The sequence below is a fragment of the Glycocaulis alkaliphilus genome, from assembly GCF_004000605.1.
Classification (GTDB): Bacteria; Pseudomonadota; Alphaproteobacteria; order Caulobacterales; family Maricaulaceae; genus Glycocaulis; species Glycocaulis alkaliphilus.
In genome coordinates this window covers 1,036,547-1,051,149 of sequence record NZ_CP018911.1, presented here as the reverse complement: position 1 = coordinate 1,051,149, position 14,603 = coordinate 1,036,547, and the positions used below count along the sequence as shown (strand labels likewise).

General features: G+C 64.5%; 17 protein-coding genes. 2 read left to right on the top strand and 15 right to left on the bottom strand.

The annotated features are described in order from the left end of the window. Positions 1-43: 43 nt before the first annotated feature. Positions 44-796, top strand: coding sequence for a PhoH family protein (locus X907_RS05100; RefSeq protein ID WP_127565938.1), 753 nt, complete (start codon positions 44-46; stop codon positions 794-796). Between the two features lie 80 nt (positions 797-876). Here the strand turns inward: X907_RS05100 and X907_RS05095 are convergent, their stop codons facing one another. The 9 genes from X907_RS05095 to X907_RS05055 form a co-directional block, all read right to left on the bottom strand. Then, positions 877-1,629, bottom strand: a complete 753-nt coding sequence (locus X907_RS05095; protein WP_170175463.1) for an outer membrane protein — start codon at positions 1,627-1,629, stop codon at positions 877-879. Positions 1,630-1,775: 146 nt separating this feature from the next. Further along, positions 1,776-3,341, bottom strand: a complete 1,566-nt coding sequence (locus tag X907_RS05090) for an ABC transporter permease/substrate-binding protein (RefSeq protein ID WP_127565936.1) — start codon at positions 3,339-3,341, stop codon at positions 1,776-1,778. After that, positions 3,338-4,105 carry an ABC transporter ATP-binding protein gene (locus X907_RS05085; RefSeq protein ID WP_127565935.1) on the bottom strand — a complete coding sequence of 256 codons (768 nt, stop codon included), beginning with the start codon at positions 4,103-4,105 and terminating at the stop codon, positions 3,338-3,340. Before X907_RS05085 ends, X907_RS05090 begins: the two co-directional genes overlap by 4 nt. 12 nt (positions 4,106-4,117) lie before the next feature. Next, the gene (locus tag X907_RS05080) at positions 4,118-4,345 is read right to left on the bottom strand and encodes a DUF3126 family protein (RefSeq protein ID WP_127565934.1); all 228 of its coding nucleotides are present in this window, start codon (positions 4,343-4,345) and stop codon (positions 4,118-4,120) included. Between the two features lie 88 nt (positions 4,346-4,433). Beyond that, the gene (gene cysE, locus X907_RS05075; RefSeq protein WP_127565933.1) at positions 4,434-5,249 is read right to left on the bottom strand and encodes a serine O-acetyltransferase; all 816 of its coding nucleotides are present in this window, start codon (positions 5,247-5,249) and stop codon (positions 4,434-4,436) included. Next, the gene (locus X907_RS05070) at positions 5,236-5,877 is read right to left on the bottom strand and encodes an NUDIX domain-containing protein (protein ID WP_127565932.1); all 642 of its coding nucleotides are present in this window, start codon (positions 5,875-5,877) and stop codon (positions 5,236-5,238) included. Before X907_RS05070 ends, cysE begins: the two co-directional genes overlap by 14 nt. A gap of 40 nt (positions 5,878-5,917) precedes the next feature. Continuing rightward, entirely contained in the window at positions 5,918-9,022 is a 3,105-nt protein-coding gene (locus tag X907_RS05065; RefSeq protein WP_127565931.1) for an efflux RND transporter permease subunit, read from the bottom strand. After that, complete coding sequence (locus X907_RS05060; protein WP_127565930.1) at positions 9,019-10,158, bottom strand: efflux RND transporter periplasmic adaptor subunit; 1,140 nt, start codon at positions 10,156-10,158, stop codon at positions 9,019-9,021. Before X907_RS05060 ends, X907_RS05065 begins: the two co-directional genes overlap by 4 nt. A gap of 71 nt (positions 10,159-10,229) precedes the next feature. Further along, a complete protein-coding gene (locus X907_RS05055) occupies positions 10,230-10,916 on the bottom strand; it encodes a TetR/AcrR family transcriptional regulator (protein ID WP_127565929.1) in 687 nt (228 codons plus the stop codon). Between the two features lie 131 nt (positions 10,917-11,047). Here X907_RS05055 and X907_RS05050 point away from each other — a divergent pair, with 131 nt between their 5' ends. Then, the gene (locus X907_RS05050; RefSeq protein ID WP_127565928.1) at positions 11,048-11,680 is read left to right on the top strand and encodes a nitroreductase family protein; all 633 of its coding nucleotides are present in this window, start codon (positions 11,048-11,050) and stop codon (positions 11,678-11,680) included. Positions 11,681-11,710: 30 nt separating this feature from the next. On the opposite strand, the gene csgH is transcribed toward X907_RS05050, so the two are convergent. The 6 genes from csgH to X907_RS05025 all read right to left on the bottom strand — a co-directional run bounded on the left by csgH (position 11,711) and on the right by X907_RS05025 (position 14,554). After that, positions 11,711-12,202 (bottom strand): curli-like amyloid fiber formation chaperone CsgH, encoded by a 492-nt coding sequence (csgH, locus tag X907_RS05045; RefSeq protein ID WP_127565927.1) that lies wholly within the window; start codon positions 12,200-12,202, stop codon positions 11,711-11,713. A gap of 31 nt (positions 12,203-12,233) precedes the next feature. Then, the gene (locus X907_RS05040; RefSeq protein WP_127565926.1) at positions 12,234-12,755 is read right to left on the bottom strand and encodes a curlin-associated protein; all 522 of its coding nucleotides are present in this window, start codon (positions 12,753-12,755) and stop codon (positions 12,234-12,236) included. Positions 12,756-12,991: 236 nt separating this feature from the next. Continuing rightward, positions 12,992-13,504, bottom strand: coding sequence for a curlin-associated protein (locus X907_RS05035; protein ID WP_127565925.1), 513 nt, complete (start codon positions 13,502-13,504; stop codon positions 12,992-12,994). 154 nt (positions 13,505-13,658) lie between these two features. Beyond that, complete coding sequence (queF, locus tag X907_RS05030; protein ID WP_127565924.1) at positions 13,659-14,123, bottom strand: preQ(1) synthase; 465 nt, start codon at positions 14,121-14,123, stop codon at positions 13,659-13,661. Between the two features lie 48 nt (positions 14,124-14,171). After that, positions 14,172-14,333: a hypothetical protein gene (locus X907_RS14410; protein ID WP_170175462.1), complete on the bottom strand. Its 162-nt coding sequence runs from the start codon at positions 14,331-14,333 to the stop codon at positions 14,172-14,174. 20 nt (positions 14,334-14,353) lie between these two features. Continuing rightward, positions 14,354-14,554 (bottom strand): hypothetical protein, encoded by a 201-nt coding sequence (locus tag X907_RS05025; RefSeq protein ID WP_127565923.1) that lies wholly within the window; start codon positions 14,552-14,554, stop codon positions 14,354-14,356. Positions 14,555-14,603 lie beyond the last annotated feature (49 nt).

The following is a 14,603-nucleotide window of genomic DNA, read 5'->3' as shown; positions in this document are numbered from 1 at the left end:
TGCACCCGCATGAGGGGTTTTTTCTTGTCCGGAGGACGCCATCATGAGCAAGCGCACCGCAAAACGCCGTCAGGGCGGATTCAATGCCGAGCATTATGAGGAGGAGAAGGTCCGCGCCCTCTTCCCCGGCACGAACTGGTCACCTGACGACAATGAACCCATGCGGGACCAGCGCTATATCAAGAACGTCAAACCGCGCTCTGAGGGGCAGGCGCGGCTCATGGATGCGATAGACGGCCATAATCTTGTCATGGCCATGGGGCCGGCCGGTACCGGCAAGACCTATCTGGCCGTTTCCAAGGCGGTCGAGGCACTGGAGAGCGGTCAGGTGGGACGCATCGTCCTGTCACGCCCGGCGGTCGAGGCAGGCGAGCATATCGGCTTCCTGCCCGGCGCTCTGGAAGAGAAGCTCGCGCCTTACTTGCGCCCGCTCTACGACGCGCTGGCAGACCGGCTGAGCCCGAAGCGCCTGAAAGCGCTGATGGCCGAAGGCCTGATCGAGATTGCGCCGATTGCCTATATGCGCGGGCGCACGCTCAACAACGCCTATATCGTCGTCGACGAGGCCCAGAACTGCACCTACGGCCAGCTCAAAATGCTGCTGACGCGTCTGGGCTGGAACTCCACCATGGTCGTTACCGGCGATCCGGCGCAGACAGACCTTCTGCCGGAAATGTCCGGCCTGAAGGATATTTGTGAACGCCTTGAGACGGTTGACGACATCGCGGTGGTCCGGCTGGAAGCCAAGGACATTGTGCGCCACCCGCTGGTGGCTTCGATGCTCGACGTTTTGTAACCGCCCGGGCCGCAGCACACACCATAAAGGCCCCGGCCAGAGGACAGCCGGGGCCTTTTTGCTGACGGTAGTTCCGCGCGCTAGAAGCGGAAGTTTGCACCGGCGCGGATCACATCGAACTGGGTGTCGATGGTGGCGCGGCCAATCGTGCCGTCAGAATAGCTGGTGTCGAAGCTGTCACTGCCCAGATCCACACGGGAGTATTCAGCCCGCAGGGTCCAGAAATCGGTCATGCCCCACTCGACACCGGCACCATAGGTCCAGCCGAACTGGTCTGATGTGGTGCTATCGGTGATTTCGGCAGTGCCCACGCGGTAGTTGCGGTCAAAATCGACGCGGCCATAGGCACCGCCACCCGTCGCGTAGATCAGGATGCGGTCAAGCGCGACGCCAGCACGCAGACGGGCCGTGGCGAAGTAATCCACCTCGAAATTCAGGTCTGTGAACCCGTCCGGATTGTTCGCCGCCCCGCCCGGAGCGTTCGGGATGGCGATGCTGGAGCTAATATCGGACAGCTGAACGTCTACTTCACCGCCCAGAACGAACATGCCGCTGTGCCAGTTGGTGCCGGCCTGGATACCGCCGACCCAGCCATCACCATCAAATCTGCGCATGGTGGGGAAGGTGCCGCCAGCCAGGGCACCCGGGAAGAAGGTGGAGCCGGACGCAACATCCAGCTCGGCATCAAGGTCAAAGTCGGCATTATTGCCCTGGCCCAGATTCACACCGATATAGGAACCGTTCCAGTTATAGTCGCCAGCCGGCTGCGCGAAGGCGGAAGGGGCGGCGAGAGGGAGTGCGGCCACAGCCGCCAGTAAAGCCAGTTTTTGCATCAGTTTGCCCTTTTTGGTCGCTTGCGCCGCGCGTTGACGCGGCATGACTGATGCCCAATCCGTTCTTTCCAACGCGAAGCGTGGGAAGCGCGATGCACGCAGATGTGAGTGCAGCTTTGTGCGTGTCGCAAAATTGCAACAGCGCGTCAGGGGAAGCGAGGATCCAGCCTTGCGCGCAGGCGCTCCACCGCCTCGCCCACCGCGCGGCGCTCCAGATCAACCACGCCATTGGCCTCCCGCATCGCTTCGGCATCAATGGCGTTGAGCAGGGGAGCAAGGGCCTGTGCTATAGCCGGGCGCCTGGCGGCGGCGGGCGAGATCAGAACCAGCGCGTCATAGGGCGGCAATATCCCCGCCGGGTCGTCCAGAATAACGAGATCAAATGCGGTGATGCGCCCGTCTGTCGTGTAGGCGGTAATGGCATCCACCTCGCCGTCACGCACGGCTGTGTACATGAAGGTGGAATCCATCGCGCGTGTGCGGGCGCGGGCCAGACCGTAGGTGTCACGAAGCCCGGACCATTCAGCGCGTGCAAAAAATTCTGAATCTGCACCGATGGAGACCCCATCGATTGCAGAAAGGTCTGTAATCGAGGAGAGTGCCCGGCGTGCGGCCAGCTCACGGCTGACCGCGATACCGTAAGCGTTCTCAAAACCCAGCGCGCCGAGCACCAGCACACCGTGCTGCGTCCACATCCAGCTGGTGATCTCTGCCAGCATGACATGGCGGCCGGGCATGTCCTCGCGCTGCATCAGCGTCGCCCATAGCGTGCCGGAATAGTCGACATAAACATCCACCTCGCCGGAAATGAGCGCGTCAAAGGCGACGGTGGAGCCGAGATTGTCCCGGCGGCGCACAGCCGCGCCCGCATCGCGCAGCACACTCTCCATGAGGCCAGCCAGTATGTATTGTTCGGTGAAGGCCTTGGCGCCAATGGTGACGGGCTGCCCGCCAAATCCGTCTGCCTGCGCGTGAAGGGCACTTCGCGCGCTGCGCGCATCACCGCCGCTGGCAAACAGGCCTGCAGGCATGAGAGCCATCGCGGCGATTACCGCCAGCGCCGCCCCTGACACAAGCGCCCGCCCTGCCCGGCGGCGCGCAGCCGCGCTTTCCATCAGCTTGAGCAAGCCATCAATGATGAGCGCTGACAGCGCCGCGGCCACGCAGCCGAATATCACCAGCGTCCAGTTGCGCGTCTGCAGGCCGGAGAAGATGTAGTTGCCCAGAGACGCTGCGCCGACCGGGGTCGCCAGCGTGGCTGCGCCAATAACCCAGACCGAGGCGGTGCGGATACCGGCCATGATGGAAGGCAGGGCGAGCGGCAGTTCTACGCGGAATAGGCTCTGCGCTCGGGTCATGCCGACACCGCGTGCCGCCTCGCGCACCACAGGGTCAACGCCCCTGAGACCCACTATCGTATTCCGGAGCACCGGCAGGATCGCGTAAAGCGTCAGCGCTGCGAAGGCAGGCATGAAACCGATGCGTCCGCCGAGCAGAGGCACCATCAGGGCCAGCAGGGCAAGAGCCGGTATGGTCTGGAATATGCCTGCAATGGCCAGAGCCGGCCCTGCAATCGTCCGGTTGCGGGCCGCCGCCACGCCCAGTGGCAGCGCAATCAGCAGGCCGCACGCCATGGCGCCCAGAGACAGGCGCAAATGGCCCCCGAGATAATCGGGCAGGAGGGCCAGAGGCTGGGCGAGCGCCTCCATCATCCTTGAGCCGACAAGGCGGCCACGCGCTCTGCCTCCCGGCGCGGTGTGGCCAGCAGCGTCTCGACATACGGGTCCGCCGGGTTGGAGAGAAGCTCCGACGGTGTCCCCAGCTGGACGATGCGGCCGGCACGCATGACGGCAATCTCATCTGCCAGCAGCAGTGCCTCGGCCATGTCATGAGTGACCATGACAGCGGCAAAGCCCAGCCGGGCACGCAAGGCCTGAACGTCTTCGCGCAAGCTGTCGCGTGTGATCGGGTCCAGCGCGCCGAAGGGTTCGTCCATCAGCAGAAGCGGCGGCTCAGCGGCGAGCGCGCGGGCAAGGCCGACGCGCTGGCGCTGGCCACCGGACAGCTCCGCCGGGTAGCGGTCCTCAAACTCTGACGGGTCAAGCTGCACCAGTTCCAGCAGCACAGCGATGCGTGCCCGCGTGCGCTCGGCATCCCAGCCGGCCAGGCGGGGGGTGACAGCGATGTTCTCGGCTACGGTGAAGTGAGGAAACAGCCCGTCGCCCTGCATGACCCAGCCCATGCGGCGGCGCAACTGCACCGGGTTCAGCGCGGCGATGTCCTCGCCCTTGAACCGGACCGTGCCGGAGCTTGGCTCCAGCAGGCGATTGATCATTTTCAGCGTGGTCGTCTTGCCGCAACCAGATTCGCCCACCAGCGCCAGCAGTGCCCCCTCCCCGACCGTGAAGCTGGCCGCATCAACGGCCACAGCACCGCCGGGGAAAGTCTTGGTCAGCGCCTGGACATCAAGTACCAAGCCGCGCGTGCCTTACAGATCGTCGAGGTCAATATCGAGAATGGTGATCTCGAAGGAATAGGAGGTCTCGCCCTCATCGACATTCTTCGAGACAACGCCAAGGCATTCTGCTCCCAGATAGATTTCCGCGCACTCGTCGGGGCGCTGGCGCATCTGGACTTTCAGCTCCGGATTGAGGCGCTGGCGCAGGAAAGCCTCAACCTTGCTGGCTTCGGTGTGATTGAAAACGCTCTGGGCCATTGCTGCCGCCAGCCTCCTTGAAAATGGTTTTTACGGATTCGCACTTCAGTGCCGGTTGGCCGACACCCTAACTCGCGCCGCGCGCCGATCAATCAGGAAGGCTGTGATCCATGGTGCGCGCAGGCTCTGCGCAGCAGCCGCCCACAGGCTTGGCCGGTACACCGGCCACCGTGCAGCGGGCGGGCACATCGCTCAGGACCACCGAACCGGCCGCGATGCGGGCGTGATCGCCGACACTGATATTGCCGAGCACCTTCGCGCCTGCGCCGATCAGCACGCCCTGGCCGATTTTCGGATGGCGGTCGCTTTCCTCTGCCCCGGTGCCGCCCAGCGTCACCTCGTGCAGGATGGAGACATCATCGCCGACCACCGCCGTCTCGCCAATCACGACAGAGCTGGCATGGTCGATCATGATGCCCTTGCCGATCCGGGCGCCGGGATGGATGTCCACGCCGAACAGCTCGCTGACGCGCCCCTGCAGGTGGAAGGCAAGGGTTTCGCGGCCTTGCGTCCACAGCCAGTGGGCAATGCGGTAGGCCTGCAGCGCCTGATAGCCCTTGAAGTAGAAAAACGGCTGCAGGAGGGACCTGCAGGCCGGGTCGCGCTCATCGACCGCCAGCATGTCGGCGGCGGCGCTTCCGACGATCGTCTCGTCAGCGCTCATGGCCTCGCTGACCACGTCATGGATCAGCATGGCATCAAGCTGGCCGTCAGCGAGTTTCAGCGCAATGCGGTGGGCCAGTGCCTCGGCAAAGCTGGCATGGCGCAGAATGCCCGCATTGGCGAGACCGGCCAGCATGGGCTCCTCGGCGGCCACCGAGGCCGCCTCAAGACGCAGCCGGTTCCACAGCGCGCGAATATCAGTGTCCTGCCGGAGCGGGGTTACAGCGTCAGCGTGGGCCATGGGGGTCATCCTTTCCGGCCGGGTTCAGTATCGCTCTGGAAACCGCATCGGGCAGCTCCCCATGACGAGCCATGTAATCAGCCTTCAGCAGCATTGCCAGTGTGAAGGCATCACGAATGCGCCCGTCCATCGCCTCGCGCAAGGCCACCGCGAACGGCACGCGGCGCGTTTCGATGTCTTCGGTGCCTTCCGGTTCGGCCTCGCCTGCCTCCAGATCCCAGGCGACAAACGCGACGGCGCGCTCACTGGTGATGGAGTTGGACATATCCAGCTGCATGAATTCCAGCCAGCCACGAGCCGTCAGCCCGGTTTCCTCGGCGAGCTCACGTTTCGCGCTATCCAGCGGCGCCTCGTTCAGCGGGCCGCCGCCTTCAGGCAGTTCCCAGCTCCAGCAATCCAGCGCAAAGCGGTACTGGCCGACCAGCATCACCGTGCCATCAGCGAAGACCGGCAAAATGCCGATGGCGAGGTTTTCCGGCTCCATGACGCCGTAAAGGCCCGGCTTGCCGTCCGGCCGTGTGACGTCGTACTCACGTACCTTCATCCACGGGTTCTGGTAGACCAGCTTCTCGCCGTGAACGGTCCACGGGCCGCGTTCAATGCCGGGCCTGCGCTTGCGTGAGGTCATCGCGAACTGTCCTTCGTGAGGGCGGTAAGTCTCACATCGATTACGACGCGGGTGCGGGGCCCGGCAAGGCCTGTGCGCCTGCCCCCCTGAAACGTACCAGCATGACGAAGGCAGCGGGCGCGAAAATCAGTGCCAGCATGGCCGAACCTGCCACGCCGCCAGCCACCGCCGCCGCGAATGGCAGCCAGAACGGGTCGCCATCCAGCAGGAGGGGCGCAAAACCGCCCATTGTCGTCAGCGTCGTGGCGATGATGTGCCGGGTGGCATCCATCACCGTCTCGCGTATGGCCAGCGCATCGCCCAGCAGCGCTTCGGGCGAATTACGCAAGGCCGAGAGCACCACGATCGTGCCGTTGATCGACAGGCCGACCAGCCCCATCGACCCGACAATGGCGTTAAAGCCCAGAGGCGTGCCGAAGAGCCAGACGCCAAAAAGGGCAAGGCCCACCGAGAGGAAGCCGACCGTGAACACGATGCCCGCATAGCGGAAGGAGTTGAAGGCCAGCACCACCGAACCGATCATCAGAATCAGAAGCGGAATGGCCGTGGACATGAGGTCGGCTGTGGCTTCGCCCTGACTTTCCGCCTCGCCGCCTATCACCAGGCGGTAGCCGGGCGGCATTTCAATGCCCGATGCATCAAGCCGGGCAAAGAAGCTCTCCAGCGCCGGTGCCGGCAGCACGAAAGGCGACAGATAGCCATAGACCGGGTTCGCGCGCTCCCCGTCCAGCCGGATGATGGAGGCGGTCTGCGGCACCAGCGTCATGGCGCCCAGCGCGCCCACCGTGCTCATCGCGCCCCGCCCCTGTCCGGGCAGCGGGGTGGCGGCGATATTGCCTGCGGCCTCGCGGCGGTCTGCCGGTCCGATCACCCGCACGGGCAGCACCTCGACGCCCTCCACCACCGTGCCGCCCAGAACGCCGTCCATGTCGGCGCGTACCCGGCCTGCCACATCGGCCAGACGCAGGCCGGCCAGCGCGGCTGATGCCTCATCGGCGGACAGGCGCGCTACTGGTTCGCCGAGCAACAGCTGGGCCTGCGTGTAGGTGACGCCCGGCGTCGCAGCGAGCACGCGGCGTATGTCCTGTCCCAGCGTATCCAGCACGGCAAGTTCAGGGCCGACGATTTTCAGCTCGATCGGCGCAGGCGTGGGCGGCCCCTGCTCGAAGGGTGTTGCGAGCACCATCGTGCCGGGGAAGGCTTCGCGCGCACGGGCCTGAAAATCCTGCGTGATGAGGCGGGTGGCGGCGGGCGAGATTGTGCGCACCCAGCCAGCCGCGTAATTCGGGCGGCCCGCCTGCCCCCGGCGCATATTGTAGTAGACGCGCGGGGCCGATCCGCCGAGCACCCAGCCGACATCCTCCACACCCTCATATTCGCGCAGCATGGCCGTCACAGCCTCGGTGCGGCGGCGCGTTTCCTCCATGGACACGCCTGACGGCAGCGTCACCGATATTTCGAACATGTCGCGCTCGGTCGGCGGGAAGAATTGCGATGGCAGGGTGGAGGCCGCAAGGAAACCTGTGACCGGCAGGATGACTGCCAGCAGCATGCCGATGGCTGGCTGTGCGATCACGGCATCAAGCAGCTTGCGATAGGCCCAGGCCAGAGGGCGTGACCGCAAGCCATCGCGCCAGAACGGGCGCGGCCCATCGCCCGTATCAGCTTTGTCATCAAACCATGCCGCCAGCGACAGGATGATCGTGAAGGCCAGCAGGAAGGAGGCGGTCACGGCGAAGATCACCGACACGCCGATCATGGAGATGAACTCCCCGGCAGAACCGGGCATCAAGGCGATAGGCGCGAAGGCAAAGACAGTCGTCGCGGTGGAAGCAAGGAGCGGGGCGAAAAGCGTGCGCACCGCCTTGTCGACGGCAGCCAGCCGCTCAAGGCCGCGCCGCCGGAGCAGGCGGTAGTCATCCACCACCACAATCGCGTTGTCGATCAGGAGGCCCAGCGCCACGACAAGGCCTGTCACCGACATCTGGTGCAAAGGCTGGCCGTACATATTGATCAGAAACAGGACCAGCAGAACGGTCAGCGGCAGGGCCGAGCCGACAATGAGTGCGGAGCGCCAGCCCATCATCAGAAACAGCACGCCAAACACGATCAGTGCCGAATAGCCCAGATTGATGGCGAGGCCGTAGAGGCGCTTTTCCACATAGTCGCTCTGGGAAAATACAATATCGACATCGAGTCCGGGCGTCGCCTGGCGGAATTGCTCCACAAGGCGCTCGGCCTGACGGCCCCAATTATCAACCCGCCGGTCCGGCTGGACATAGGCGCCCACCAGAACCGACCGCGTACCGTTGAACCAGGCTTGCGTGGCGTCCGGCTCGCGGCGCGCGCGCTCGACAGTGGCGATGTCTCCAAGGCGCACAAAGCCCCGCCCCTCGCGCCCGCTCAGCGTTACCGCACGCACGCGCTCAAGCGTGTCAAAAGCGCCCTCCACCTCGACGATGAAGTCATAGTCATCGCCAGCCAGGCGCCCCGCCGGTGCGCGGGAGTCCGAGCGCGCCAGCAGCGCTGCCACGTCGCTTGCCGTGATGCCGAGCGCGGCTGCAGCTTCTGGGTCAAGGACGACGCGGATTTCTTCCTCTGGCGCGCCGAAAAGCTCGGTCCTGTAGGTGGCGTCCAGCCCGCGCAGACGGTCTTCCAGCTCACGCGAGAGCCGGCCCAGAGCGCCAATGCTGGCATCTGATCCTTCCGGCCAGGACAGGGCCACGATGATGCTGGAGGCGCCCATATACTCGCGCACCACGCGCGGCAGACCGGCTTCTCCCGGCAGGGATGCCTGGATGGACGCCACCTGCTCGCGGATTTTCGTCCAGGCCTGCTCAACCTCTGTGGCGTTCAGATCCTCGCGAATACCAAAGCTGACCGACGAGATGTTGGCGCGCGAGACAGACGTGGTCTGATCGACTTCCGCCAGTTCCAGCAGCACGCGCTCCAAGCGCTCGGACACCAGCGCCTCGACCCGCTCTGCATCGGCTCCGGGATAGAGTGTGACGACCCGCCCGAAGCGTTCTGTGAGATAGGGGTCTTCCTGACGCCCCATCGTGGCCAGCGCCGCAATCCCGGCCACCACCATCAGGAACAGGGCCAGCCCCGCCAGACGCGGGAAACGGTAGAAGAGCGTGCTCATGGCTGGCCGGGCCGCACCGGCACAACGCGCTGGCCGGGCGTCACCCGCTGCAGGCCGGCAGAGAGGATCATGGCGCCCTCATCCACCGCGCCGCGCAAATAGACCTGTCCGCCCTCGGTATGCAGCAATTCCACGCTGCGCGGTTCAAGCGAATAGCCCTCGCCGCCATTGGTAAGCTGGTAGACCGTCCACAGGCCCCTGCGGCCTTCGGCCAGCGCCGTCAGCGGCGCCCAGAATCCGCGCTCCTGCAGGCTGCCGGGCAGGACCAGCCGGGCCACTTCGCCGGGCACGACGCCCTGCCCGCCTTCCAGCTCGAACACGGCCTCCACCGATCGGCTTGTGGTATCAACAACGCCCGTGAGCGCGCGCAGGCGGGCCGTCACGCGGCGGGTGCCGGCTTCCAGTTCATAGTCATTGCCGGGGACAAGCCGGGCCGCATCGGAAACCGGCACGCCCAGGCGGAACTCCAGCACCCCGTCCTCGACCAGATGGAAGAGCGGCGCGCCAGCGCCCATCACCGCGCCCTCGTCGGCGTTACGGCGGGTAATCACCCCGTCGAACGGGGCTTCCAGACGGGCGAGCTCCAGCTGCACTTCCAGCGCGCGGGCGGCGGCGTTGGCGGCGCTGGCCTGCGCCTCTGCGGCGCGGGCCGTGGCGCCCGCCTCATCCAGACGCTGCGCGGAGACATGGCCCTGCTCTACCAGCCGCTCCTGGCGTGTCAGCGTCGTGCGCGCCAGCGCTGACTGGGCGGCAGCGGCGCGGGCATCAGCGCGGGCGGCGGCCAGCTGGGCTTCCAGTGTGCGTGTATCGAGCTCCGCCAGTACATCGCCCCGGCGCACCCGGTCGCCGACATTCACATGGATGGCTTCCAGCCGTCCGCCTGTGTTGAAGGCAAGCGCGCTCTCGCGCCGGGCAGCGACCAGCCCCGGAAAACGGGCCTCGATCTCGGCCGATGGCAAATAGGTCACAGCCAGCGTTTCAACGGTGGCCGGCGCGGCCTCGGCAAACGCCAGATCAGCTTGCGCAGGGCCGCCGCGCAGGGCGCTGACCAGCACGGCGACACCGGCAATAACAATGGCGAGAGTGGCTACGCTGGTGGCAAAGGCGTGCCGCCGGATTATCTGAGAGCCGGGCATGGTGCGATCCCTCGCGCTAGAGGCAGCACCACATATACGTCAATCAACAGCGTTTGAAAAGTGAACAGCGTTCACTTTCTTGCTTTTTGCGCGTCCAGCCAGGCATTGAGCTTGGGCGTTGCCAAGCCCCTTCCCGTCATCTCGGCATGAAATGCAATCACATCGTCCAGCGAGAGATGCGAGCACTTCGACTTACCGCCGCGCGGAAAGTCGGGGATCGTGACCGCAAGCATGGTCAGCCCGTGTGCGCCGGCCCAGACCGATGTGGCGGCCAGATAGGTGTCGCAGGAGCGGAACCAGCCATCGGCAATCGCCTTCTGGATCATCAGCTCCAGACGCTCTGACGCCGCATAACCATAAGTGCCTTCCCGGTCATCCAGCGTCGATTCAAACCAGCCGGAGAAGGCCAGCCGGTAATGCGCCGGTTGCTCCAGCCCGGTCTCGACATAGGCGCGCAGGCATTCTTCATTCACCCGCGGGCCTTCGGCGACCGTTTGCTCCACCGCCAGCATGCGCCGGTAGAGCCGCTCGAAGAACTGCTCGCGTATCTCGTCGAAAAGGGCTTCCTTGGAATCGAAATACTTGTAGAGGGCTGCCGGGGAATAATCGATCCGCTCGGCGATGCGGCGCATGGAAATGCCGGCCTCGCCCTCCTCGGTGAAGATGGCCTCGGCCGCTTCGACGATTGCGTCGCGCACCTTGCGCCTGCGGCGCTCGGCCGGGCTCAGATCATCGTCCAGCTCAGCATCGACAGCCATTCGCACTTCCCTGCATGTGATCGGACAGCTCAAAGCGTGCTTGAATCTGTCACACTACATACATGATATAAGTCCGGCTTTACCTATCCGTCAAAGCCGCCTGCACTCCCAGCAACCGGATGCTCCCCTCCATGACCCATTTTTCGCCGCCCGCCTTCCCCGATGACAACGATGTCCTGAACGTGCCCAAAGCCTCACAAGACATGCTGAACCGGATGGCGAAGCGGCGCTCTACCCGTGCCATAGACATGAGCCGGCCGGGACCGTCAAAAGAGCAGCTCGACACCCTGTTGAAGATCGCCGCGCGCGTGCCTGACCACGGCAAGCTGTTCCCGTGGCGCTTCATCGTGTTCGAGGGGGAGGCACGGTCACATTTCGGGGAAATGCTGGAAGGGCTGGCGCGTGCTGACATGCCAGATGCGGGGGAGGAGCGCTACGCGCTGGAGCGGCGGCGCTTCGAGCGCGCGCCGGTCGTGATCGGCGCCATCTCCCGCGTGACCATCCCGCACAAGATTCCCGAATGGGAGCAGATCATGTCGGTCGGCGCGGTGTGCCAGAACATGCTGCTGGCCGCTGACGCCATGGGGTTTGGCGCGCAATGGCTCACCGAATGGTATGCGTTTGACACGCGCGTGCGGCATGCCATCGGCCTTGCGGAAAATGAACGCGTGGCAGGCTTCATCTATGTCGGCACGCAGGCCGTGCCCGCAGTGGAACGCACCCGCAAGGCACCGGACGTCACGCACTGGACCGGCAAGGCGTAAAGTGCCCGCCGGTCCAGAGGACTGCCGCACTCACGGGCCGCTGCGTTCAATGGCGCAGATCTGGCGGCCCCTTGGGTCCAGTAACCGCAAGCGCACGTCGTACACGCCTGCATCGCCATTGCCCGAAGAGATCACGGTCGTGCCGGGCTCTGCGCTGCGCATGGAGGCCATCATCTCGCCGAGCGAGGCGCCACGCCGCGCGGCCTGCCCGCCGAGCGTGATCTGATGGATCAGCTCGGGCATGGCGCCGGCGGCGCTGAACGCACCAGACTGGCTGATGCTGGCATCGCCGCTCGCTGATACCTGGCGGATATCCAGCTCATAGCTGCCCGCCAGTCCCGGCGCGGCATAGGCTTCCAGACGTGTCTGTCCGGAAGGGCCCTCGCTGAATTCAACCCAGCATGAGGCAAGCTGCGCGCCGTTCCCACTCTGGTCATACCCGAACTGGGCATCTGGCGGCTGTGCGCAAGCGCTGGCTGCCAGTACGGCCTTGAGGCCAATCAACCCGGTCAAACGTTTCATTTGCCTGCTCCTTTCAAATTAAGCCATCGGGTCACTTGATGACCCAGCTTCCCTGAATGACGAGCGCGTTGCGGTTATCGCCCGTCTGGTGAACGGCCGTGTGGGCTCCATTGCCAAACTGGATGACGCCCAGCGTGTTGTGGTTGCCTGTCTGGGTGGTGACGGCCGAATGGTTGTTGCCGAACTGGTAGACGCCGACCGTATTGCCGGTTCCTGTCTGCACCGCGCTGGCGGCGTTGTTGTAGCCCTGCTGGCGGATGACCACCTCGCCGAGGCGTCCGAGCTGATCCACGAAAGCGCCATTGGCGGTGCCGGTCTGGCGAACCTCGACGCCGTTGCGCAGGCCATCCTGGATAGTCTGGACGAACTGATGACGGCCCTGCTGATTGATCGAGAGCTGGTTCTGATAGCCTTGCTGGCGAGCAGAAAGCTCGTGGGACTGTCCGGCCTGGCGGATGTCAACGCGATTGCGTTGCTGGGCCTCGGCGGCGCCCGCCGTTCCGGCAAGAACCAGGGCCCCAAGGCCAAGGGCGAGTGTGCTGCGAAGGGTCATGGCGGTCTCCATTTTGCGTCTTCAGATGCTGGCGAGGCCCCGAAGGCACTGGCCATGGCATCTGTTCTAAGGGGAGCTGGCTGAACGGTTGCGGAGCGGCGCGTTCAAGCTCTGCTCATCTGCCAAAACTGAATATGAACAGAGGGTTGGCAGGGCTTGTGCCCAACGCCGAAGCGGCGGGGCGCTTTCGCGCCCCGCCGCACGGGGACCCTGGTTCGAGGATCGCTGAACCGGCACTAATGGCTGCCCTGGATCACCAGCGAGACATTCCCGCTGCCCGACTGGCGCACATTGGCGCTCTGGCCACTGCCGACCTGGATCACACCGAGCGCATTGTTGGAGCCGGACTGGTTGGTGTTGGCGCTATGGCCCGACCCGATCTGGGCGACACCCACGGTGTTGTTGCGGCCGGTCTGGATGGCCGTCGCGCCATTATAAGCACCTTCCTGACCGACAACGGCGGTGTTGTTGCGGCCAAGCTGGTCGACGAGGGCGCCATTGGCATACCCGCCCTGGCCCACCGTCACGCCGTTGCGTGAACCGGCCTGGATGGTCTGGACATAGTGGTAGCCGCCGCGCTGCTCGATGGCGAGCGCATTGCGGTTGCCGTTCTGCTGCGCGGCCAGCTCGTTGCCATAGCCGCTCTGGCTGATATTGACCCGGTTGCGTTGTTGAGCCTCTGCCGCGCTCGCGGTTCCCGCGAGGACAACGATGCTGAGGCCAAGGGCGAGGGCGCTGCGAAGTTTCATCTGCTTTCTCCAAATCTCGTCGCTGGGCGCTTCAGTGCGCCGTCAGTGATGAGAGGTTTAGAGAAGCCAGGCTGAACGGCGTCAGACGGGCGCGTTCAAACTCCGCTCATTGTCATAAACGCCAGATAAATGACTGGTTTATCGAGATGAACAGCTAGCCCCGTCCGCGATAGGGCTGGACGCCCTGATCGGGGACCCAGACGCCCTTGGGGCACTCGCCCCACTGGCCGAACACATCAATCGGAATACCGCCGCGCGGATACCAGTAGCCGCCAATGCGCAGCCATTTGGGCGCAATCTCGTCCACCAGCCTCTGCCCGATCATCATCGTGCAGGCTTCGTGGAAGGCACCATGATTGCGGAAGCTGGTCAGGAAAAGCTTGAGCGATTTTGATTCGACGATCCATTCGCCGGGCACATAGTCGATCACCAGATGGGCAAAATCCGGCTGGCCGGTCACCGGGCAGATGGAGGTGAACTCCGGGCAGGTGAAACGGATCAGATAGTCATTGCCCGGCGCAGGGTTGGACACGCGTTCAAGGCGGGCCGCTTCGGGGCTCTCCGGCGCGCCGGTCTGGGCGCCGAGCTGCTCAAGGCTGGTATAGCGTTCTTCGGTCATGGCGGGGATGTAGCGTGTGCGAAGGCCATTGGCGAGAGCACGCTCACCCTATTCGGCAGACGTGTGCAGAGTGTCCCGGTCCGCCCCGCCGCCAGTGCCTCTGCGGCGTTGCTTGCGGCCACCAGAAAAATACGGCCACGCTATGCGCACCAGTGCCGCCAGAAGAAGCGCACCGGCAAAGATATTTATGACCAGCAACAGAAGTTCCATGTCCCTATCCTACCATATCTTTAGTGCGCCAGCGAACGGTAGTGCAGGAACGCCCCGGCGGCGCAGAGGGTGAGGCCAAACACTGCATTGAGTCCCAGCATGACACTCACAATCTGGGTTCCATCTGTGAAGGTCACGGAGCCAATGATGCCACCTGACACCAGCCCACCGCCAATGCTGAGCGCGGCGGCTGCAAAAGCACTATCTGTACGGTCGATCATTCGGCAAACTCCCCTGTCCCGGCACCGGACAATACACCCTGAACGTGCA